Annotated in this window: 20 protein-coding genes; 4 read left to right on the forward strand and 16 right to left on the reverse strand. The window is 39.7% G+C overall.

The features are described from left to right. The first annotated feature begins 263 nt into the window (after window positions 1-263). Window positions 264-1,037: an SHOCT domain-containing protein gene (locus CXF89_RS11765; RefSeq protein WP_121954680.1), complete on the forward strand. Its 774-nt coding sequence runs from the start codon at window positions 264-266 to the stop codon at window positions 1,035-1,037. A gap of 69 nt (window positions 1,038-1,106) precedes the next feature. After that, entirely contained in the window at window positions 1,107-2,276 is a 1,170-nt protein-coding gene (locus CXF89_RS11770) for a zinc-binding metallopeptidase family protein (protein ID WP_121954681.1), read from the forward strand. Between the two features lie 143 nt (window positions 2,277-2,419). Here CXF89_RS11770 and CXF89_RS11775 read toward each other — a convergent pair whose 3' ends face one another. The 12 genes from CXF89_RS11775 to CXF89_RS11830 form a co-directional block, all read right to left on the reverse strand. Then, window positions 2,420-3,739: a hypothetical protein gene (locus CXF89_RS11775; RefSeq protein WP_121954682.1), complete on the reverse strand. Its 1,320-nt coding sequence runs from the start codon at window positions 3,737-3,739 to the stop codon at window positions 2,420-2,422. 127 nt (window positions 3,740-3,866) lie between these two features. Then, window positions 3,867-4,325: a molybdopterin synthase catalytic subunit MoaE gene (gene moaE, locus CXF89_RS11780; RefSeq protein ID WP_121954683.1), complete on the reverse strand. Its 459-nt coding sequence runs from the start codon at window positions 4,323-4,325 to the stop codon at window positions 3,867-3,869. Then, window positions 4,325-4,624 carry a MoaD/ThiS family protein gene (locus CXF89_RS11785; RefSeq protein WP_024597992.1) on the reverse strand — a complete coding sequence of 100 codons (300 nt, stop codon included), beginning with the start codon at window positions 4,622-4,624 and terminating at the stop codon, window positions 4,325-4,327. Before CXF89_RS11785 ends, moaE begins: the two co-directional genes overlap by 1 nt. Next, window positions 4,602-5,072 (reverse strand): cyclic pyranopterin monophosphate synthase MoaC, encoded by a 471-nt coding sequence (gene moaC, locus CXF89_RS11790; RefSeq protein WP_024593775.1) that lies wholly within the window; start codon window positions 5,070-5,072, stop codon window positions 4,602-4,604. The genes CXF89_RS11785 and moaC overlap by 23 nt, the downstream gene beginning before the upstream one ends. 1 nt (window position 5,073) lies before the next feature. Next, window positions 5,074-5,613: a molybdenum cofactor biosynthesis protein B gene (gene moaB, locus CXF89_RS11795; RefSeq protein ID WP_007585240.1), complete on the reverse strand. Its 540-nt coding sequence runs from the start codon at window positions 5,611-5,613 to the stop codon at window positions 5,074-5,076. Next, entirely contained in the window at window positions 5,610-6,290 is a 681-nt protein-coding gene (locus tag CXF89_RS11800; RefSeq protein WP_024590924.1) for a molybdenum cofactor guanylyltransferase, read from the reverse strand. The genes moaB and CXF89_RS11800 overlap by 4 nt, the downstream gene beginning before the upstream one ends. Before the next feature lies 1 nt (window position 6,291). Further along, a complete protein-coding gene (gene moaA, locus CXF89_RS11805) occupies window positions 6,292-7,263 on the reverse strand; it encodes a GTP 3',8-cyclase MoaA (protein ID WP_121954684.1) in 972 nt (323 codons plus the stop codon). Window positions 7,264-7,279: 16 nt separating this feature from the next. After that, window positions 7,280-9,976: a nitrate reductase gene (locus CXF89_RS11810; RefSeq protein WP_121954685.1), complete on the reverse strand. Its 2,697-nt coding sequence runs from the start codon at window positions 9,974-9,976 to the stop codon at window positions 7,280-7,282. Between the two features lie 26 nt (window positions 9,977-10,002). Then, on the reverse strand, window positions 10,003-11,526 hold the full coding sequence (locus tag CXF89_RS11815) for an FAD-dependent oxidoreductase (protein WP_121954686.1): 1,524 nt from the start codon (window positions 11,524-11,526) through the stop codon (window positions 10,003-10,005). 227 nt (window positions 11,527-11,753) lie between these two features. Continuing rightward, complete coding sequence (locus tag CXF89_RS11820; RefSeq protein ID WP_121954687.1) at window positions 11,754-12,947, reverse strand: alginate export family protein; 1,194 nt, start codon at window positions 12,945-12,947, stop codon at window positions 11,754-11,756. Between the two features lie 9 nt (window positions 12,948-12,956). Further along, window positions 12,957-14,699, reverse strand: a complete 1,743-nt coding sequence (locus CXF89_RS11825) for a bifunctional protein-serine/threonine kinase/phosphatase (protein ID WP_121954688.1) — start codon at window positions 14,697-14,699, stop codon at window positions 12,957-12,959. A 13-nt stretch (window positions 14,700-14,712) separates the two neighbouring features. After that, window positions 14,713-16,182 carry a NarK family nitrate/nitrite MFS transporter gene (locus tag CXF89_RS11830; protein ID WP_010552543.1) on the reverse strand — a complete coding sequence of 490 codons (1,470 nt, stop codon included), beginning with the start codon at window positions 16,180-16,182 and terminating at the stop codon, window positions 14,713-14,715. A gap of 289 nt (window positions 16,183-16,471) precedes the next feature. Between CXF89_RS11830 and moeB the strand changes: the two genes are divergently transcribed. After that, window positions 16,472-17,230: a molybdopterin-synthase adenylyltransferase MoeB gene (gene moeB, locus CXF89_RS11835; protein WP_121954689.1), complete on the forward strand. Its 759-nt coding sequence runs from the start codon at window positions 16,472-16,474 to the stop codon at window positions 17,228-17,230. Here the strand turns inward: moeB and CXF89_RS11840 are convergent, their stop codons facing one another. The 3 genes from CXF89_RS11840 to modA are packed head-to-tail and all read right to left on the reverse strand — an operon-like array spanning window position 17,231 to window position 19,677. Further along, the gene (locus tag CXF89_RS11840; protein WP_024607901.1) at window positions 17,231-18,259 is read right to left on the reverse strand and encodes an ATP-binding cassette domain-containing protein; all 1,029 of its coding nucleotides are present in this window, start codon (window positions 18,257-18,259) and stop codon (window positions 17,231-17,233) included. Window position 18,260: 1 nt separating this feature from the next. After that, window positions 18,261-18,938 carry a molybdate ABC transporter permease subunit gene (modB, locus tag CXF89_RS11845; protein ID WP_121954690.1) on the reverse strand — a complete coding sequence of 226 codons (678 nt, stop codon included), beginning with the start codon at window positions 18,936-18,938 and terminating at the stop codon, window positions 18,261-18,263. After that, on the reverse strand, window positions 18,925-19,677 hold the full coding sequence (modA, locus tag CXF89_RS11850) for a molybdate ABC transporter substrate-binding protein (protein ID WP_180961401.1): 753 nt from the start codon (window positions 19,675-19,677) through the stop codon (window positions 18,925-18,927). The genes modB and modA overlap by 14 nt, the downstream gene beginning before the upstream one ends. A gap of 45 nt (window positions 19,678-19,722) precedes the next feature. Between modA and glp the strand changes: the two genes are divergently transcribed. After that, window positions 19,723-20,940: a molybdopterin molybdotransferase MoeA gene (gene glp, locus CXF89_RS11855; protein WP_121954692.1), complete on the forward strand. Its 1,218-nt coding sequence runs from the start codon at window positions 19,723-19,725 to the stop codon at window positions 20,938-20,940. An 88-nt stretch (window positions 20,941-21,028) separates the two neighbouring features. On the opposite strand, the gene CXF89_RS11860 is transcribed toward glp, so the two are convergent. Next, a partial coding sequence (locus tag CXF89_RS11860) for a lysozyme inhibitor LprI family protein (protein ID WP_121954693.1) occupies window positions 21,029-21,480 on the reverse strand: 452 nt, incomplete at its 5' end.

Raw genomic sequence — 21,480 nt, forward strand, 5'->3', positions numbered from 1 at the left:
TTTAACCGCTTACGTTACAGTAAAACTAACAATCTCGATGAGATAAAACAAGCAACTTTTAATACATAGATGCTTACTTTAAAGATTAGTTTTGCAGTGGTGTGTTTTAATTTCAAACAAAACAGAACACGTCCAATTTGAAAAACCAGCACACCTCACTAACCTGTTAATTTTTCATTATCATCAATGCTAAAGGTAATGCAGCCCTGGCGTATTTTCAGATTTTTTAAATCAACCCAATCTACCTAATAGGATATTTTCTTATGCAAAAGCTAACAGATGTCGGTGAAAACTTAGTTAATGGTATAGCATCTCGTTATAACCTCAGTCACGATGCAGTAATTCACATGTTAGTTAGCGTTAATAACGGCGGTTGCTCAATGGCACAGTTTAATTGCCCAGAACTTGGTGGTTCTGGTCAATGGATGCGTGGCGGAATGACAATGGTTGGCGACATGTTTAACAACGGTTTAAAATCAACCGTTGATAACTTGTGCAACGAACTTGCTAATATATTGAGCAATAACCAAATATTTCCGGTTATTCCTGCAGGAACGCCTGGCAGCAATCAATGGTGGCCAGGTAATCTAGGCAGCCCATTTAGCAGTGGTGCGCAAAATAATATTCGCTACGCTATATTCCCTAATCGCTTAGCCGTTGAATTAAATGGACAAGTGAGCGTATACGACACGTTAGATCATAATATTGGTGGTGTAAGCCAACAGCAAGGCAATAATACCTCTCTTACATTTAACAGTCAGTGGGGGACAATTAATGTAAATACCCTGCCATTAATTTCAGGGCAAACGCCAACGCCTCCAGAACCTAAAAAAGATTTTACGCAGCAAGTAACGCAGCCGAATTTTGCATCGTTAACACCAAACCAAATTGAAGCACCGGCTAATAATACTGTGGAGCAATACTCGGTAGACGAAACACTTCAAATTATTGAAAAGTTAGCACAACTTCGCGACTCTAATGCGTTGAGTGATGATGAATTTAATATTAAAAAGTCTGAACTTTTAAAAAGGATTTAACCACTATCCTCTAATAGCATAGCGCTAAGTAAAAGTGGTTTATACGGTCTCTTTTTTATTCGGTAACATATGAAAACATTTAAATGTAATTGCACAGATCAACTTATTTTATTTTTTGAAAGCAGCCATTGTTTGGCTTGCGGCAGAACCGTGGGTATTGATGACGATTTCGATCAAGTTGAACCCTATGAAATTGATGAGCAATCGGGGTTATTTTACAAAGCAGAAGCGCCTGAAGTTTTTTATAAAAAATGTGATAACAACGCTCAGTATCACGTATGCAATGGTATGGTTAATTTAGACACATTTATACCTGTTGCCGATAAAGACGAAGTGCTGTGTTTTTCGTGCCGCTTTAATGAAACGGTGCCCGATTTAAGTATTGTTGAACATATTCCATTATGGAAAAAAATGGAGACAGCAAAACGTCGCGCTTTGTATACATTAAAATCATTATCACTCCCTTTAAATACAACGATTCAAGAACCTGAAAGCGGATTAAGCTTCGATTTTATAGCAGACCGTAACGTAAGCGATCACTTTGTGAGCCCTATTATAGGTCAGGACGTTGTATTTACAGGGCACGATTGCGGGCATATCACTATAAACCTAGCCGAGGCAGACGACGTAGCACGCTCTCAAGCTAAAATAGCAATGGGTGAGCGTTACCGTACTTTACTTGGTCATTTTCGCCATGAACTCGGTCATTATTATTTTGATCAACTAATCGCAAATTCACCAAAAAAACATGCTTTATGTAAGCAATATTTTGGTGATGACGAATTAGATTACCAGCAAGCGCTCGATACTCATTACAAGCAAGGCGCGCCAGCTAACTGGCATGAAACCTTTATTAGTGAATACGCTACTATGCACCCTTATGAAGACTGGGCAGAAACATGGGCGCATTACATGCATATTATCGATACTTTAGAAACAGCCAAAAACTTTTCAATTACAGGCTCAACAACGGGTAATGAGTTTGAATTAGATGAAGCAGACGAGCTTCGATTGCCACAAAGTGCTTATTACTTTAATTCACAAACATCGATTGATGCTATTTTAGATACTTGGATGGAATTTTCGATCATTCTAAATTCACTAAATCGCAGCATGGGACTTGCCGATGCCTACCCATTTGTACTTACTCAAGCGGTGCGAACTAAGTTATCTTTCATCCATCATGCCATTCATAACAGGCTCAATTTAATGCCTGATTTGAGCATTGGAAAAGTGTAATAAAATAAGCTCAGTCCAAAAAACATTTTAATAAAGAGCCATTTATTCTTGCTATGACTTTTCATGCATAGGTAGGTGGCTTTTTTATGATGAGAAAAAAGCCGTAAAAATAGTATATCCCCAACTTTCTCGCTGAAGCTTTGTTAGTTTGTCACAGCGAGGTTATTCTTAAGTCGACTTATGATTTTTTCTTGGTAAATACTAACTGTAGAAAACTTTTGTATTGAAACAAATAAGTCAGTTAGTTTTTCGTTTGATATATCAGAGATATTAATCCCTTTATATATAATAGGTGCATTATTTTGTCTGGTTAGATTATTCGACAGTAAAATATTCAATTTTACTGTACGTGCTAACTCTTCTTGATATAGAAAAAATTCTCTTAAATGTGTGCTAACAATATTGGCTGATTTTGATCTGTCTATCATTAAAATTTCGTCAATTAGTCGATTTAACCTGCTGCGAGACTCTATTGCTTCGTCGAGAATATCTAACCAATTAAGTTCGCTATTTGATAGTAAAGCTAAAAAATACACCGTTCGAGCTTTATTGTAATTAATAAAACCAGGCCACATAACATCTTCGCTAGATACTCTAAGTGCTTTATCAAACTGCTCAGCGGCAGATTTAAGATACATACTTACTTCTTCAAGTATTGATGGCTCTATAGTATTAATATTTTTTTGAGCCAGTTCTAAACCATCAATCGACAAAATATCTACAGAGTTCATATTTAGCGACTCTCGTAACAAATGCATGCCTTTTTTGTTGTAATACAAACCTAGGTAATTATGGTAAATGGTTTTTGTCACTGGGTTACGAAGAATTGGACCTCTCACATGAAGTAAGTCTGCATGAATATTAAAATTATCATCAGCTACAAAACTTTGGTAAGACACAACAGCTTTAAATAGCTTTATTGTTTCCGTTATTTGAATTGAATTACCTTTACTCACCGAGTGCAATATTTCACAGCGCCTATCAACTTCTGACAAAATTGTATCCATACGCTTTTTATAAAGTACTTTGTTAGTTTCTGATGCATTAAAAACAGCTGGAAATAAAACAATTAGGTCGATTATATATTGCAGGGTATCGGCAAAAAGAACGGCGGTTTCTGACTCTTTTTTTAATTTATGCTCAATAGAGTCAAAAATTTCTTTCTCTAGTGTGTTTTCATCTTGGGACTTAAACTGATTAATTAACTCTGGAAGTGAGGTTACGTAATTTTCATTATCTAAAATGTTACCTTCCATTTTGCTAATATTATTTACACTATCAATTGATGTATATGTTCTAACAGTAATAAATAAAGCTAATACGGCTATACAAAAGCTTACTGTTGATATGGTAAAGCTTAGTAAATCTTTACCTTCTTTTAAATCATATACCCATACAGCAAGAAAAGCTGAAAGTAGAACAAGTAATAATATTGTAAAATATAACATTTTTGATGTGCGCATATGTCTTCCAGACTTGGGTCGAGCTAACAATCTAATATTGCTGATTTATAACACGAAAAACGCAGACTTCACACGCAAACTGAGAGCTATATAACCTCTGTAGAGCACAAGTAATAAAATATCTGCATCACTTTTCCCATTTACCCAGCGCTTGTTTGTCACTTTGTTTAAACTCAACCCAATTTGATGAGTCTTTAAAGTGCTCTTTTTTCCAAAACGTGGCGTGGTTTTTTAAATAATCCATTATAAATTGTGCGCCTTCAAAAGCGGCTTGGCGATGGCGGGAAGTTACGCCAACAAACACAATTTGCTCGCCAAGGGCTAAATAGCCAACGCGGTGAATAATGCATATTCTCGCCAGTTGCCAGCGAGTTTGTGCTTGCTCTGCAATAGATTGAAGGAGTTGCTCGGTCATACCAGGGTAGTGCTCCAGCTCAAGTGCAATAACGTTGTCACAACTGCTGAACTCTCTTACCAAACCTGTAAAGGTGACAACGGCGCCATCGCTTTTATTATTACTACAAAGCGTATTGTGCTCGTCACCTACATTAAAATCATCGGTTTGTACTTGAATATGTATGCTCATTAGCCACCTGTAACCGGCGGGAAAAAGGCAAGCTCATCCCCTGCTTTCACTATTTCGTCGCTTGATGACATAGTTTGGTTAAGCGCTGCAAGTAGCTCACGCTCCTCCAGCCACGGTTGCCAATGCGGGTATTGGCTCACTAATCTTAATTTAAGCTCTGAAATAGTAAGCGGCTGCGTAATCTCAAGGCTTAATTTACTACACTTTAACCGCTCTTTTAATTGCCCAAAAAACAATAACTCTACTTTTTGGGCGCTAGATATAGCATCGTTTGGATTAATCTCGTTGCCAGCTACCATTTTTGCCCCCTGCTTTTTGAGTAACGCGCATGCCGCTAATTTCCATTAGTGGGTCGGCTGCTTTACACATATCAAACAAAGTAAGCGCAGCAACAGATACCGCCGTTAGCGCTTCCATTTCGACCCCGGTTTTACCGGCAAGTTTGCAGTAGCTGGTTATTTTAATTTGGCTGTTTGCTTCATCAAGTTCAAAATCAACAGCTACTTTAGTAAGTGCAAGCGGATGACAAAGCGGGATTAAATCAGCGCACTTTTTAGCGCCTTGAATACCCGCAATACGTGCCACACCTAACACATCGCCCTTTTTGTTTTGATTAAGCATTACTTGTTCAAAGGCAAGCTTGCTCATGCTAATAAAGGCTTCAGCTGAGGCATCGCGCAAGGTTACGTCTTTGAGCGATACATCAACCATATTCGCTTGGCCGTTTTCGTCTACGTGGCTTAACATACTATTGCTCACGCGATTCACACTTTTTACCAATGGTAATGTGCGGTACAAAGTTACACGGTTTATGCATTGAGTTAAGTTGATCTTTTATAATACCCGTCCACGCTGTTTTACATGCGCCTGTAGAGCCTGGCATACAAAAAATAACGGTGTTGTTAGCAAGCCCTGCAAGTGCACGAGATTGAATAGTTGAGTTACCAATTTCACCGTACGATATATGTCTAAATAGCTCACCAAAGCCGTCTACGCTTTTATCAAACAGCGGCGCAAATGCCTCAGGTGTTGAATCACGTTCGGTAAATCCTGTACCACCAGTCACTAAAATAGCGTGAATGGTGTCGTCGGCTATCCACTGCGATGCAATAGCGCGCATTTGGTAAACATCATCTTTTACAATTTCTTTATCCGCTAAGTGATGACCCGCCTCAGTTAGCGCTTTAATTAAGTAATGACCAGAAGTATCGGTAATCGCATCGCGCGTGTCGCTTACTGTAAGTACGGCAATGTTTAAAGGTATTTGTGTATCGCTTGTGTGGCTCATAATGTTCTTCTCAATTGGTTAATGCTTAGGTCAAAATGCTCATTTACAGCTTTAAATTGCGCCGGTGTATTGGTGTTTATTAATGCATGCGCTTTATTACATAAAAGCGTTTGCACACCAATGCTTTGGGTAAACTGTTTTATTGATTTATGACTGTTTGCGTTTGTGAGTATGTGTTTTAAATGATTTTTTACACTGCTTGTATTACGAATATACAGCGGTAGCGGTTCATTTTCAAAGTGCCAAGCATGTATTTGTGACTGATTTAATTGATTGCTCACACTTTGTACGTTATTTGTCTGAGAAGCCAGCACTATTGTGCTTAACAAACTACTCGTAAGTAGAGGCATATCTACCGCAGTAATAAGTAAATCGTGCTCAGTGGCTATTAATGTTGAGTAAATTCCGCCAAGGGGCCCACTGTTTGGGTATATATCTTTAACGTACTTTTCTGAGGGATAATCGCTCGGTGAATAATGGTTCAATGATTTGATTGGATTTGTAACGTTGCGGCTTATCAGTATGTTTTTAGCGCCTGCGTCTTTTAATAAATCACACGCATTGTGCAATAGCGTTTTATTTTTTAAAACTAAATCGGCTTTGTCTGTGCCCATTCTTGATGACTTACCACCAGCAAGCACAACACCTGTAAAATCTCGATTAGCTTTTACTTCCATATTAGCCGCCCAACATAGCTAAGTGAGTTGTCGCACCTGTTAAGCGTTTATCTAGCTCATGGCTTATTTCTTTATTGTCCATAGCGGCTCGAATTGCCTTTACGGTCGCTGCAGTATCGTCCTCGTTTAGTAGTTCACGTAAATCTATACCTTGCTCGGCAAACAAGCATAAGTGTAATTTACCCAGCGCCGACACCCTTAAGCGATTACAGCTTTTACAAAAATCTTTACTGTACGGCATTATTAAACCAATACGACCATCGTAATCAGGATGACAAAATTCCTCAGCGGGTCCGTTTAGTTTCCCCCTAACTACTTGTAACCAACCTTGGTCGAGTAATTGGGCTTTAACCGTTTGCCCACTTAAGTGGTTTTCTTCAAAAAAGGTTGCGCCGTCACCTGTTTCCATTAATTCTATAAAGCGCACTGTAACTTTGTGGTGCTTTACCCACGCTAAAAAATCCTTCAATTGGTTTTTATTAAACTGTTTGGCAAGCACCGCATTTATTTTTATATCTTTTATGCCCAGCTCTACCGCGCGTTCAATCCCTTTTAAAATAAGGGTAAGTTTGTCGTGCCCTGTTATGAGTTTAAACATACTCGGATTTAAACTATCAATACTTACATTAAGCGCATCAAGCCCGGCTTCTGCAAATTCATCAATTTTATTTAATAAATTAAATCCGTTGGTAGTAATGGCTACTTTTTCTATGCCAGGTGTATTTTTACAGAGCTTTATAATATCGGTTACGTCGTTTCGTAAGCATGGTTCGCCACCTGTAATGCGCACTTTTTTAGTACCTAGCTCTGCAAACGCATTTACCAGCGTGCTAATTTCATTTTTATTTAAAAAATTACGCGGCGTATCGCACTGATACCCATTTGGTAAACAATAACTACAACTAAAATTACATACATCGGTTATTGAGAGGCGCAAATAGTTAAACTGCCGACCAAATTGATCATTAAGCATATGCTTCCTTTTTTCTTTACATTACAACCGCAACATCAATGCTGCTAGAACCTGCTTTGTAATGTTGTTTTATTAATTGGCTTAATTGTGTTTTACACGAACCGCAATTCGTTCCACATTTAAGTTCAGACCCCAATTGCTCGACTGTGTTTGCACCGTTTTTAATGGCGTTTATAATTGGCTGCTCTCTTACTTTAAAGCAGCTACACACTTGTGCACCTTGGGTAAATTCTTCATCGGGGGTTGCATAAAGCAAAGACTGTAACTGTGTAAAAGTCAGTAATGGCTCTGCAAACAAATGGTTTATCCACTCAAGTGATATTTCTTTTTGTTCATTAGAAATAACACCAACAAACGCTAATTGATCGTTTTGAATACACTGCACATGCATGGCTTTTGCCGTATTCATAGCCGACCACTGCCCTTGTAAACCAGTTAAGGTTTGGCAGTAATACAGTAAATCACTTTGTGGCTCATTAAGCGCCAATTGGTAATTAAAGCAATTACTAGCATTAACTTTGAGCCAAAAATCACTGTTTATAACAAGTTCGTTTTTAGCAAACAGCTGCATATATTGCACAAAGGGTGCTTTAACTATATTAACAGCGCCGTGTTTACACTCAGCCTGACCAGATAGAGGGTCAACTACCGATTGATATAACCCACTTACTGTTGCTGATGACGCAAATTGCTTATTCCAATGAATAGGCATAAAGCATTCACCTTTTCGCACGGCATCGGTCACTTTTGCATGCGCGGTAACCTGCCCAGTTTGGGCAATTGCACTTATTAAATCGTTTTGTTTAATTGCTAATTTACTGGCATCAAGCGGATTAATTTCTATGTACGGCCGTGTAATATGCGATGAAAGCGCAGTGCTTTTACCGGTGCGGCTCATGGTATGCCATTGGTCGCGTATACGACCCGAGTTCATTATAAACGGGTAATCACTTGATGTTTTTTGTACCGGTAATTGCGGCGTTATAGGTATAAAACGCGCCTTTTTATCAGCGGTGCTAAATTGGTTATCTGTAAAAACCTGACCATTTTTATAAGGCTCGTTTTTAACAACAGGCCACATAATGGGTTTTAAATTATCATACTGATTTTGTGTGAGCCCAACTAAACCAGAGAGGTTTAATAATCGGCTGCCGTTATTTTCAAAGTCGGTTAATTGTGCCCATTCTTCAAAAATGCCACTTGGATCTGTAAAATCAAACCCTTCAAAGCCCATTTTTTTAGCAACATCGCACATAATTTGCCAATCGTTTTTAGCTCCTGAATAAGGCGCTACTAACGGGCGTTGCCTTGATATTCTTCGCTCTGAGTTAGTTACTGTGCCGTTTTTTTCACCCCATCCGGTTGATGGAAAAGCAACATCGGCAAATTTTAACGTATCACTTTTTGCAATACAGTCAGATACAACCACCAGCTCGCAGGTCTCTAATGCCTTTTTAATAGCGGCGTTATTGGGCAAGCTCACCATTGGGTTTGTTGCCATTACCCACACTGCTTTTATTTTTCCTGCGGCTATTTCATCAAACATATCGATGGCATTGCTGCCTGCTTTTTTAGCGATAGTTGGCGAGAGCCAAAAGCGTTGTACAAGTGATTGATGTGCTTCGTTTTCAATATCTAAATGCGCCGCTAACTGATTAGCCAAACCACCTACTTCGCGCCCGCCCATCGCATTGGGTTGCCCAGTAATCGAAAACGGACCACTGCCTGGCTTAAGTAATTTACCTGAGGCTAAATGTGCATTAATAATGGCGTTGCATTTATCTACACCCGAGCTTGACTGATTTATACCCATTGAGTAAAAGCTAATCGCACTTGGGCTGTTAGCAAATAGCGCGTAAAACTCAGTGACTTGCTCAATTGCTATATCGCAAAAGTCGCTAACTGCCTCACAGCTCCATTTTTGTGCCTCTTGCAGTGCGCTTTCAAAGCCGTTTGTGTGCTGAGCAATAAATTGCGTGTTGAGGTGGTTATGCTCATTTAAATAATTAAGTAAGCCGTTATAAAGCGCGGCGTCACTGCCTGGTTTTATATTTAAAAATGTGTCGGCAAGCTCAGCGGTGTCGGTTTTTCGTGGGTCAATAACCACCACTTTCATATTTGGGTTAAGCTGCTTTGCACGCTCCATTCGCTGATACAAAACCGGATGAGTCCATGCTGCATTAGATCCAATTAAAATAAGTAGCTCAGTTTGCTCTAAATCCTCGTAAGTACACGGCACTACGTCTTCACCAAAAGCGCGTTTATAACCTGCCACAGCAGATGACATACACAGGCGCGAATTTGTATCAATATTGCCTGAGCCTATGTAGCCTTTCATTAATTTATTCGCGATGTAGTAATCTTCAGTAAGTAACTGCCCCGATACATAAAAAGCCACCGCATCGGGTCCGTGCTTTTGTATTATGTCGTTAAATTTATTGGCAACATGGTCGGTTGCTTCATCCCACGTAACAGCTTGATTATTAATAAGAGGCGACGTTAAGCGGTTATCACTGCCTGTGGTGTCGAGCAAATGGGTGCCTTTTACACATAAACGACCAAAGTTTGCGGGGTGCTCTCGCATGCCTTCAAGCTTGGTTGGCACATTATTAAAAAGTGAAATATCAACACCACACCCTACACCACAGTAAGCACATGTTGTTTGTTTTAAACTCGTTTTATTTATAGTTGGTGACGTGTTTGCGGTTGCCATACTGCTCTCTTTTAGTGTGCTTTAATTTATGCGGGCTGTTTTACAGGCTCATTAAGGGTAACTACGTTAATAGTGTTACTTGCTTTAGCGAGTGCGCTGCTTATTACGTTTTGAACGAGTTTTTCACAACCTCCACAGCCTGTACTGGCTTTGGTGCTTTGCTGCACACTTGCCAAATCTATGCAGCCTTTAGCGACTGTTTGTTCAATGGTGTGTTTAGTTACTTTATGACAAGCGCAAATAATAGCGTCATCAGGCAAGTCGTCGGCGCTTAGCTCTGCTATGTCGCCAGCAAGGGGCATAATGAGCGCTTCGGGGGCGGTGGTAAGTTCAATGTCGTTTAAATGATATTGCAGTAAATTATCGTAATCGCTGGTATCGCCAACAAGTACCGCGCCAATCAGCTTATTACTTTGTGAATTAGTGACTACTTTTTTATAAATGCCATTGGCTTGGTCTTCAAAATAATAGCTTATTGCGCCTTCGCTGCGTGCATGCGCATCGCCAATAGAGCCCACTTCAACACCCATTAATTTAAGCTTGGTGCTCATATCGGCACCGCTAAATTCATCGGCTTTATTGTCTAAGCCAGTACTTTGCAAAGTACCTTGCTGGGTCTGTTGTAAAATATGCCCAACTGCAATTTTAGCCATGGCGTAACCGGGTGCCACTAAGCCAAAAATAAAATTATTCCATAGTGCACATTCACCAATTGCGTATATGTTTTTGTCGCTCGTTTGACAGTGGTTATTAATTACAATACCGCCGCGCTCGCCTAACTCTAAATTAAACTCGCGGGCTAAATTATCATAAGGGCGAATACCCGCCGAAAATACAATCATGTCGGTTTCAAGGGTTTTGCCGCCTTTAAAACACATTTTGTAACGGCAACTTTCACCTTCTACTATTTCCTCAGTCGCCACTGATGTATGTACAGTAACGCCCAAATCTGTAATTTTGTTTTTTAGTAACCGACCGCCCCCCGCATCAACTTGTACACCCATAAGTTGCGGTGCAAATTCTATTACGTGAGTCTGTAAACCCAGTTGCTTTAATGCGTTTGCAGCCTCAAGCCCCAGTAAACCGCCACCAATTACCACGCCTACTTTACTACCGTGGGCTGAGTTTTTTATTGCGTGTAAATCCTTAATGGTGCGATAAACAAGGCAATGCTCACGATCTTTACCCGATATAGGAGGTACAAATGGAAATGAACCTGTAGCAAGCACAAGCTTGTCGTATTCAAACAACTCCCCTTTAGCGGTTGTTACTGTTTGCGCATCACGATTTATATCAACCACTTTAGAATGAGTATGAAAGCACACTTGCCAATCGTCATAGGTTTTACTGCATGTAAGTGCGAGGTCGTCTGCGGTTTTACCTTTAAAAAAGGAAGATAGTTGCACTCGGTCATACGCTAAACGGTCTTCACCGCTCAGTACCGTAATTTCAAATTGTTCATCAGCTTGATTTTGAGAAACTAGCTGCTGCACAAAATGATGCCCCACCATTCCGTTTCCTACCACTACAACACGCTGCTTGCTTAGCATTTACCCACCTCAAAGTGATATCTACTTTAGTAATTGACTAAAATTGAAATCGAATAATTTGTTATAGGATTGTTATAGCAATATGCAAGCCAAATATATAAGCATTTAATATCAGTAAGTTGCCTACTTTGGTGCAGAGGTGGAAAGCGTAAATCCCCACAAGATGGTGCAATTGCACCATCTTGTGTCGCTATAAATTACAAGAGGATGTTAGAAGATAGTGAGGGTTAAAATTTAGCACTCATCCATACCCATAATTTTTGAGTATCGACTTTATTAGCAGCAGTATCCCCCGCTGAGTAATCGGCGTATTTAACACCCACTGCGTATTGTTTGTTAATAGGTTTAACGTATTGTACGTTTAGCTCACTGCCTAAATCGTCAACCCCATTTGATTGCTCATTAGCATCAAAACTGTGATAAGCCACCAGCCATTTTCCGTCAAACGCTTTACCATTTAAACTTATGTAAGTGTCGTCCAAGCCTTGTGCGGGTGTATTTAAAAACGTATCTGCCCAACCATTAAATTTATGTAACGTGGCAAGTGGTGTTGCAAACCCGTAATCGCCATTGTCAGAGCCAAGTGACTCTATGCCGACTTTTAATGTTACTGTCTTATTGCCCAAACCATTTAAATCAACAGCGCCTTCAAGTGCATAGTAATCGGCATCAAAATCACTCACGCTTGTTGAGGCAGACTGCGTTGCATACTCCGCTTTGTAATAAAACTTTATGTCGTTTAGGGTTTTATTACCGTTAAAAGAAACGCCATAAGTGTCTAAACTGTCGTCTTGTAGTGCATCGTCACTTAATAAGTAACTGTATAAAACCACTTTGCCGAAGTCTGTTTTAAAGCTTGCATTAATTAGATGATCGGACGATTTAATGTCTTTATCGTCAGCAAATATGCGGTTACGCTTATTTAAATAACTGTACTGTAAATCTATGTTATTAAATGCGTAATTAATGGTTGCTGCATCAAAGGTTTGCCTATCTTGGCGCCAACCTACGTGCCCAACAAAACGCTGCCCATCAAGTGCTATTACTTGGCGCCCTACTTTTAGCGATAAACCATCGCGTACATATTTAACAAAGCCTTGGTCAATCTCAGTGTTTTCTGGGTCTGCAATAACAGAGTAATTAGTATTTTTCCCCACCGTATTGTTGTAATCATCTACGCCCAATAGGCTGCGAATGTCTTCTACTTCAATAAGGGCTGAAAAACCATTCACCTCATCTGTTTGATGCGTTAAGCGGGTTCTAAGTGTCAAGCCACTTGCATCTTTTAAAGTATTGTCTTGATCAACGCTTTCAAAACGCAGTCTAAAATCAAGATCAGTTTGCGAAGCTTGGCTTATTGAAGGCGCAGTGAAGCAACCCAGTATAAAAATAATAGGTAAGTTGTTCTTATAGTTAAGCATTTTGGTTCTCTAAGTTTTAATTATTAATACACATACCAAAGCAATAAATAAACACAGCGAAATACATTTCCAGACCATCACTGGATCGCGTTTCATTATTGAACTTTTATTAGCGGTACTTTCTAAATAAGGATTAGGTTTATTGATATCGTTTATAAACTCAGAAAAAGCTTGGTATCTGAGCTCAGGTTTAGGGGCAAGCGCCTTCATAAGGGCTTGATCTAACCAAAACGGAATATCGGCTCTGTATTTACGAATACTTGTGTAGTGCCAATGGCTATAATCTTTTGGCGCTACGTGGTTAAGTGGCAGTGGTTTGTAAGGTAATTTTGAGCACAATAACTCGTATGCAATAACGCCAAGTGAAAACAAATCACTCTTAAAATCGGCGTGCATAGTAATAAGTGTTTCGGGCGCGGTGTAGTCGGCTGTGCCTTGCGGGCAATCATCCGCAATTTGTTTAACCGACTCGTCCATAGCCGCAACACTTACTGTGCCGTAATCAATGAGCGTTACTTTTCCGTGCGCATCTATCATTACGTTATCGAGTTTTAAATCGCGATGTACCATATCGAGTCGCTGAAACGCCCTTAGTGCATGTACTATTTGTTCAATAATACTGCGTACTTGGGTTATTTCTGGGTGCGGCACGTCGTGCTTCCAATCACTCAGTGTTTGCCCGTCCATGTACTCACAAATATGATATAAAAAACGACTTTGCGATTGCGTACTCAGTACTTTCATTACGTTAAGGTGGTTTATGCGTTGTCCAACCCAGCCTTCTCTTATAAAGCCTTGAAGGTAGTGCACATCGTCTTCAAAATTAACCGAAGGTGCTTTTAAAACCACTGGCGGTATATCGGGCGCTTGTTGCACTAAATAAATATGCGAGCGACTACTGGCATGCAATTTACGAATAACCGTGTAGTCATCAATTTTTTGCCCAACATTAAGCGCAGGTGGAATTTTGCGACGAGTTAGCGAATGATAAAGCTCATCTAGTTTTTGCTCAGCAATGTTTTCTACTTTTACCAGTAAACAACTTACGTTGTCGTCACTGCCTCGCGCTAATGCAAGTTCGGTAATTGCTTTAGCTGCATTTTCTAAATTAGTGTGCTCATTAATTAATTTAGCTATATCACTACTTGGGAGCACATCGTGTACGCCATCGCAGGTTAATATATAAATATCGTTTGCTTTTAGGTCAACTTCGTAAACATCTATTTCTTGATGAAGTTGTGCTCCAAGCGCACGTGTTAGCGTATCGTTTACTTTGTGATCCCGTGTTATCGCCTCTATTTTAGTCCCGCGTAGGCGGGTAATACGCGTATCACCTAAGTGAAAGATATAACCCGTTGCCGACTTTAAAATAAGCGCTGTAAAAGTCGTCATCCAATCGGCTTGGCGCTGACCTAAGTGATTGTAATTAACCGATTGCGAATACAGCCACTGATTTAAACTTGCTAACACCTTCGACACTGACTTTTTAACCGCCCAACTTTCGGGGGTATTTAAATACTCATTTATAAAATGAGTAACCGAAAGTTGAGACGCTTGTTTAGCATTTTTTGCTGATGAACACCCATCGGCTAAGCAGGCAATAACGCCTTTAGACTCTTTTTCTTGCGCTTTGGTATTAAGAGCTGCAAACGCATCTTGGTTTTCTGCTTTTAACCCTTTTGCACTGTGCCCGCCAAATGAAACGTTGAGTTCATTTTTGAGTGCTTTAGCGTGGAGTGTTTCATCAAACATAGTCAATAATGCCTTAAGTCACTGAAATAAGTTCGACGGTGCCGTCTTCATTTACTTCGGTAATATGGCCATCTGGTTCTTTCATAAAAAATAGTGCAGCTAGGCCAAGTAATGCACTACCGGCAATAATGAAAAAGAAAGTTTGATAATCAACAAGTGACAATGCCGTTAAGTAAACTACCGCACCTACATTACCATAAGCCCCTGTCATACCAGCAATTTGCCCAGTTAAACGACGCTTAATTAGTGGTACTGCCGCAAATACTGCGCCTTCACCAGCTTGCACAAAGAACGAACATGCCATAGCGGCTACTACAGCAAGCCATAAAGGCCACGATGCATCAACCAAGCCCATTACAAAATAACCAACAGCAAGACCCATCGTAAGTACGATAAGTGTTATACGACGACCTAATTTATCTGAAATCCAACCACCACCTGGGCGAGATGCTAAGTTCATAAATGCATAAGCAGAGGCTAAAATACCGGCATACACCATATCAAGCGCAAACACATCCATAAAAAACAGCGGCAACATAGAAACAACCGCAAGCTCAGAACCAAAAGTTGTAAAATATAAAATATTTAAAACAGCCACTTGTTTAAACTCATAACGATGCGACTCAGGTACAGGCTCTTTAAAAATATGACCATTTACGTCAAAGGTTTTATATACTTCGTAAATATAAAGTAAGACTAAAAAAGCATACACAGCAAGCACAAAATTAGCCGAAATTAAGTTAGCACCGGTTGGCGAAAGCTTCCAAGTAAGTAATGCTAATGCGCCATACATAGGGATTTTCATAATAAGCAGTAATACAAAGTCGCCTTTACTAGTTACTTCCATTGCGCCTACTTTTTTAGGCTTAAAGTATGTACCGCCTTTTGGCGTATCGGTTACATTTAAGTACCAAATAACACCAAATATAACGCTTAATACACCGGTTAAACCTACTGCATAACGCCAGCCATCTTCGCCGCCAAACATTAGTGCAATAATTGGCAATAACATAGCCGCTGCTGCTGAGCCAAAGTTACCCCAACCGCCATAAATACCTTCTGCTATACCCAGCTCGTTAGCAGGAAACCATTCACTCACCATTCGAATGCCCACAACAAAGCCAGCACCAATAAAGCCTAAAGCAAAACGCGCTATTGCTGCTTGCTCAAATGTAGTTGCCATAGCAAACATAAAACATGGAATACTACAGCTAATAAGTAGTGCCGCGTAAACAATACGGGGACCAAATTTATCGGTTAGCATACCCACCACAACACGCGCTGGAATAGTTAACGCTACATTTAAAATTAGTAATGTTTTAACCTGTGCCATGGTAATACCAAGTGAACCCGCTATGGCACCTAATAAAGGAGCATGGTTAAACCATACAAAAAATGACACAAAAAAGACCATCCAACTCAGATGTAATACTTTCATTTTTCCGCTAAACGATATTAGGTTAAACCCAGAACTCGGTTGCATGTTTATTTTCCTCGTAAACGTATTATTGTTTTATTAATGCCCCACCCTTTTATATGAGTAGCAGCCCAATTTTTGTTAAATTTAAGTTAACCCGATATAGCAATTACTGAGCCACTAATTAAAAGCCATAAGTTTCATGTGGTTACATGCAACAGTTGTTTTTATACGTTATAGTTGCACTATATGAGTGAAGGGCTCTGGGTTGTTAGAGTGCAAATAAAAAGCGTTACTACTTGCTCTTGGATTTAACAACTTGGTATTGTTCAAAAAAAGAATGAGAAGTTTGAAAATGCAAAAAACACCGCTAACTTACCAGCAGCAACTGCGCTATTCTCGGCACATTATGCTCCCGCAGCTTGATATAGACGGACAAGAGCGACTATGGCAATCGCATGCTTTAATTATTGGTGTGGGTGGGCTTGGGTGTGCGGTAGGTCAATACTTAGCGGCATCTGGCGTTGGGACCCTTACCTTAGTTGATAACGATGAAATAGACGTGACCAACCTACAAAGGCAAATACTGTATAAAGAAAGTGATATTGGTAGCTCAAAATGCAGTGCTGCTAAAAAACAGCTTAACGCGCTTAATAGTGAAATAGATATAAACACTATTAAGGCATTTTTTGATGCAAGTACCTTTACAGAACAATTATTTAATAACATTGATATAGTGATTGATTGCTCAGATAACCTAGCAACGCGCAATGCACTTAATAGCGCCTGTTTTAAGGCTAAAGTTCCGCTGGTGTCAGGCTCTGCAATACGTATGGAAGGACAAGTCGCCTGTTTTACTATGGATGAAAACAGCCATTGTTATGGTTGTTTATCGCAATTTTTTAGTGAACAAACACAAAGCTGCTCTGAATCCGGCGTACTTTCCCCAATTGTGGGGCTAATAGGCAGTATTCAGGCTACTGAAGCGCTAAAAATGCTTGCTGGTTTACCCAGCGGCTTAGACAAACACTTATTGCTGGTGGATGGTTTAAGCATGGAGTTTAATCGTTTTAAAATAGCTAAAAACAGTCAATGTGCGGTGTGCAGCATTTAGTTATTCTAGATTGCTGATTGTTGTATAAAGCACATCGCCCACTTTAAAGTCGTTTTTGTCCCACACTCGTCTTGAAGCCAAGCAATACAATGTTTGCCCATCTACATTAAGCGTTAGCTGCCACTTATTATTAATAAGCTCAGCCTGAGTTAATATCGACTTTAAAACATTACTGTGCGTTGTTTGCTCAGGCTTTAACGCACTAAACGACATTTGCTCACTTTCTATAATTAGCTTATTACTGCTATCTATAAGTGCAGGAAGCACAAAAAGCGGTTGCTCACTTTGCTGTAATTGCAGTTGATATAGCCCGTAGTCTTCATCAAATTTAACCACATTGTAATTAATTAAGCTCAGCGGTGTTTGTCTATCGTTTGCATAAATAGCTTTTGCAACGTGTGCACTTGCACCTTGGTTTATCACCTTACCTTTATCAAGCTGAATAAGGGTATCGCAGCAAAATAGCAGCTCTTTTAATGAGTGACTTACTATTATAAATTTAATATTAAACTTAACTGCAAACTCGCTAAGTTTAGTGAGCGTTTTAAAGCGCAATGACCAATCAAGCGCACTAAAAGGCTCATCAAGCATTATAAATTTCTGACCGGCTAATAGCGTACGCGCAAATACTACACGTTGGCGTTCGCCACCCGATAAGCTTTGTACATCACGGTTTAGTAAATCTTGTAATTCAAGTGTTTTAACAACGTATTGAAGCGTTAAGCTGGTTTTTTTATTCCCACAGTGTTTTTGTGTAAACGCTAAATTACCTGCCACATCTAAATGAGGAAACAACGGGCACGATTGCAACTGAAGCGTAATACCGCGTTTATCGCTTGGCAACTCATGCACTGGCTGATTGTTTACATAAACACTTTTTGCAGGCTCTAAACCGCTAATACAACGCAGCAATGTTGACTTACCCGAGCCAGAAGGCCCGTAAACACCCAATACATTAAACGACTCAAGCTCAAGGTTTATATCTAAATCAAAATTATTGAGTGCTTTAAAAAGGCTTAACTTAATCATGTTATTGCTTAACCCCTACAATGCTTTTATTAAACTTAAATAACAGCACTAAACAGGCAAACGAAATAGCCAGTAAAATAAGTGAAAGCTGATGCGCCGCCGTATAATTTAACGATTCAACATGGTCATAAAGCGCAATAGACACCACCTGTGTTTGCCCCTGAATATTACCGCCAATCATTAATACCAAACCAAACTCACCCAATGTATGCGCAAAGCCTAAAGCAAATGCGCTACCAATACTGGGTTTTAAAAGCGGAATAATTAAATACACAAAGCGTTTAAACGGGCTTAACCCAAGCGCAATGGCAGCTTCGTTATAGGTTTGATTAATATGCTTAAACCCAGCCACAAGTGGCTGCATAACAAAAGGCAGCGAATAAAAAAGCGAGCCGATAACCACGCCCTGAAAACTAAACGCAAGCTGTGTACCCGTTAGCCAAAACCAAAACTGCCCAAAAGCGTGATCAGGCGAAAATAAAACAAGTAAGTAAAACCCTAATAACGTAGGTGGCAGCACTAAAGGCATTGCAATTAATGCCTCTAAAAATGGTTTAAATTTACCGTTATAGCCAGCGAGCTTGTAAGCCAGTGGAATACAAAATACAAGAAGGAGTACTGCGGTTATAAAGGCAAGTTTTATAGTTAACCACAGCGCGGTTAAATCACTTTGAAGCATTGTTGTCCTTTATTCTGTAACCTAATTCAATTAACTGCTGCTGCGTAGCCTCTGCCATTAAAAATTGCATAAGCTGCTGAGCGCTAGCACGCTTTTTAGTCGAGCTAATAATAACACCTTGTTGAATTATATCGGGATATTGATTTGTAGGCAGCACGGTGTAATCTAAATATTTTTGATCTTGCGTGTTACTGTAAGCCGCCTTTAGCGATGAAACAGCCACCAGCCCTACTCCTACATTACCACTTTCAACAAACTGAAACGCATGCGTAATATTATTCCCGTACACATAATTTACTGGCTTTTTAAAATGGTTATTAGCGTAGTGCTCTGAGGCACGCCCGTATGGTGAAAAACGCGGATTAGCAATGGCTACTTTATCATTTACTTTTTCAGCTTTTGGTTGCCACAAAGCAAGTTCGCCTAACGCGTAAGTGATTAAACTGCTTTGCTCGGCATAACCTTCTTTAATAAGTGATTGCGGTCGAAAATCGTCAGCCGATAAAAACACATCAAATGGCGCGCCATGCACTATTTGCGAATATAAAACACCGCTAGAAGCAGCTGATATTTTCACGTCAACATTAGGTAATGGGGATTTTTTTAGTAGGGTTTGCAATACAGTTTTAAAATTACTCGCTACGGCTACTTGCAGCGTTTCTTTTGCGTTTACGCTGCACGAAAGCATGCATGCTATACACAAAAAATAACCCAACCATGTATTGTAAAGCTTTGACATTATAAGTATTGTTTCAAAATAAAATGATTTAAGTAAGCAATATATATGAACGATGTTTGCAATGCACCCGGTTTATTACCAATTGAAACTGCAATACAAAATATACTTGGCTCAATAACGCCTGTTAAAGACGTTGAAACCATCACTATAATGCAAAGTGTTGATCGCGTTTTAGCAAGCGATGTTAAATCAACTATAAACGTACCAGCTCATAACAACTCCGCGATGGATGGCTATGCGCTGTGTATTTCAGATAAAAGCTTAACTTATACACAAGTAGGTAGCGTGTTTGCGGGTCAGGTTTTTGAAGAAACGCTTACCCCTGGTCAATGCGTAAGAATAATGACCGGCGCCGCCATTGCACCAGGCGCTAACGGCGTTGTAATGCAAGAAAACGCCTCGGTTGATGGCGATAAAATTACGTTTACTGCGCAACCTGAGCTAAATGAAAACGTGCGTTTTGCTGGTGAAGATATTGCAATTGACGATGTTATTTTAAAAGCAGGCGATAAATTAAAAGCCGTTGATGTGGGATTACTTGCATCTTTAGGGATTGCCAATATAGACGTGGTAAGAACCTTAAAAATAGCCGTGCTTTCTACTGGTGATGAGCTAATAGAACCTGGTCAGCCGCTTAAGCAAGGTGCTATTTTTGAAAGTAACCGCGCTGTTATTATTAGTGCGCTGCAACAAAACAATATCGACGTGATTGATTTAGGAATTATTCCTGATGACAAAGAACTCATCACTAATGCATTTTTAAAAGCGAACGAACTTGCCGATGCCGTAATAAGCTCAGGCGGTGTATCGGTTGGTGAAGCCGACTTTACTAAAGAAGTGCTCAACGAAATTGGCGAAATTCACTTTTGGAAAATAGCCATGAAACCAGGCAAACCTTTTGCCTTTGGTAAACTAAGTAACAGTTACTTTTTTGGCTTGCCAGGTAACCCTGTGTCGGCTGCTGTTACGTTTAATCAGTTAGTAGAGCCGGCACTGCAAAAGCTGTCGGGTCTTGGTGAAGTAAACCCTAAAATGCGTTTTAACGCTGTTACTACATCCGTTATTAAAAAGCGCCCAGGAAGAGCCGACTTTCAGCGAGGTACAGCAACAATTAACGAGCAAGGTGACTTGGTGGTTGCCCCGTTTAATAAACAGGGCTCGGGTGTACTTTCGTCGCTTAGTAAAGCTAACTGCTTAATTGTAGTGCCAGCACAAAGCGGCAATATCGAAAAAGGCGCAACAGTAAGTATTGAGTTGTTATAAAGTATTGAGGTGTTATAAAGTATTGAGGTGTTATAAAGCCTAACACGCTACAGCTAACTGTATAATTTAGCTGTAGCGCTACTCTAATTTAAAATATTTTTATGTTTAGAGTTTGAATTAAACAATTTAACTTTTCGCTACGTCCTACAAAGTCTTCTTTGCTCAATCTATTAACACACTTTAGCGCATTTTTAGTCGCAAAGTATCTGTCATAACTTAGGCTTCTTTCGCATTTAACACTATACGTTGAGGGCCAAGAGCCACCAGCACCTGTTGCTACTCCAACAACATTACATGTAGCATCTATATACTGCTCCCATGCTGATATTTGCGCTTTAACTGCATCTACTTGGTAATCGTCATTTAGTTGTGGGTAGATTTCATCCATCATTTTACTGATTTTAGTTTTGTATCTATTGCCCTCTAAATTATAAGTATTGCCGGTGTGCATTGCACCGCCTTCTGGCCAACCATCAGCGCTTTGTGCAAATGCGCCAAATGATGAAATAGCAAAAGCAAACCCAATAATAATTTTATTCA

The sequence above is a fragment of the Pseudoalteromonas sp. MelDa3 genome (assembly GCF_002863625.1).
GTDB lineage: Bacteria > Pseudomonadota > Gammaproteobacteria > Enterobacterales > Alteromonadaceae > Pseudoalteromonas > Pseudoalteromonas arctica.

Excerpts from the sequence above, each read along its gene's own strand:
- CXF89_RS11765 (WP_121954680.1), top strand. The coding sequence starts at position 264 with ATGCAAAAGCTAACAGATGTCGGTGAAAACTTAGTTAATGGTATAGCA.
- CXF89_RS11770 (WP_121954681.1), top strand. The coding sequence starts at position 1,107 with ATGAAAACATTTAAATGTAATTGCACAGATCAACTTATTTTATTTTTT.
- CXF89_RS11775 (WP_121954682.1), bottom strand. The coding sequence starts at position 3,739 with ATGCGCACATCAAAAATGTTATATTTTACAATATTATTACTTGTTCTA.
- moaE (WP_121954683.1), bottom strand. The coding sequence starts at position 4,325 with ATGAGCATACATATTCAAGTACAAACCGATGATTTTAATGTAGGTGAC.
- CXF89_RS11785 (WP_024597992.1), bottom strand. The coding sequence starts at position 4,624 with ATGGTAGCTGGCAACGAGATTAATCCAAACGATGCTATATCTAGCGCC.
- moaC (WP_024593775.1), bottom strand. The coding sequence starts at position 5,072 with ATGTTAAGCCACGTAGACGAAAACGGCCAAGCGAATATGGTTGATGTA.
- moaB (WP_007585240.1), bottom strand. The coding sequence starts at position 5,613 with ATGAGCCACACAAGCGATACACAAATACCTTTAAACATTGCCGTACTT.
- CXF89_RS11800 (WP_024590924.1), bottom strand. The coding sequence starts at position 6,290 with ATGGAAGTAAAAGCTAATCGAGATTTTACAGGTGTTGTGCTTGCTGGT.
- moaA (WP_121954684.1), bottom strand. The coding sequence starts at position 7,263 with ATGCTTAATGATCAATTTGGTCGGCAGTTTAACTATTTGCGCCTCTCA.
- CXF89_RS11810 (WP_121954685.1), bottom strand. The coding sequence starts at position 9,976 with ATGGCAACCGCAAACACGTCACCAACTATAAATAAAACGAGTTTAAAA.
- CXF89_RS11815 (WP_121954686.1), bottom strand. The coding sequence starts at position 11,526 with ATGCTAAGCAAGCAGCGTGTTGTAGTGGTAGGAAACGGAATGGTGGGG.
- CXF89_RS11820 (WP_121954687.1), bottom strand. The coding sequence starts at position 12,947 with ATGCTTAACTATAAGAACAACTTACCTATTATTTTTATACTGGGTTGC.
- CXF89_RS11825 (WP_121954688.1), bottom strand. The coding sequence starts at position 14,699 with ATGTTTGATGAAACACTCCACGCTAAAGCACTCAAAAATGAACTCAAC.
- CXF89_RS11830 (WP_010552543.1), bottom strand. The coding sequence starts at position 16,182 with ATGCAACCGAGTTCTGGGTTTAACCTAATATCGTTTAGCGGAAAAATG.
- moeB (WP_121954689.1), top strand. The coding sequence starts at position 16,472 with ATGCAAAAAACACCGCTAACTTACCAGCAGCAACTGCGCTATTCTCGG.
- CXF89_RS11840 (WP_024607901.1), bottom strand. The coding sequence starts at position 18,259 with ATGATTAAGTTAAGCCTTTTTAAAGCACTCAATAATTTTGATTTAGAT.
- modB (WP_121954690.1), bottom strand. The coding sequence starts at position 18,938 with ATGCTTCAAAGTGATTTAACCGCGCTGTGGTTAACTATAAAACTTGCC.
- modA (WP_180961401.1), bottom strand. The coding sequence starts at position 19,677 with ATGTCAAAGCTTTACAATACATGGTTGGGTTATTTTTTGTGTATAGCA.
- glp (WP_121954692.1), top strand. The coding sequence starts at position 19,723 with ATGAACGATGTTTGCAATGCACCCGGTTTATTACCAATTGAAACTGCA.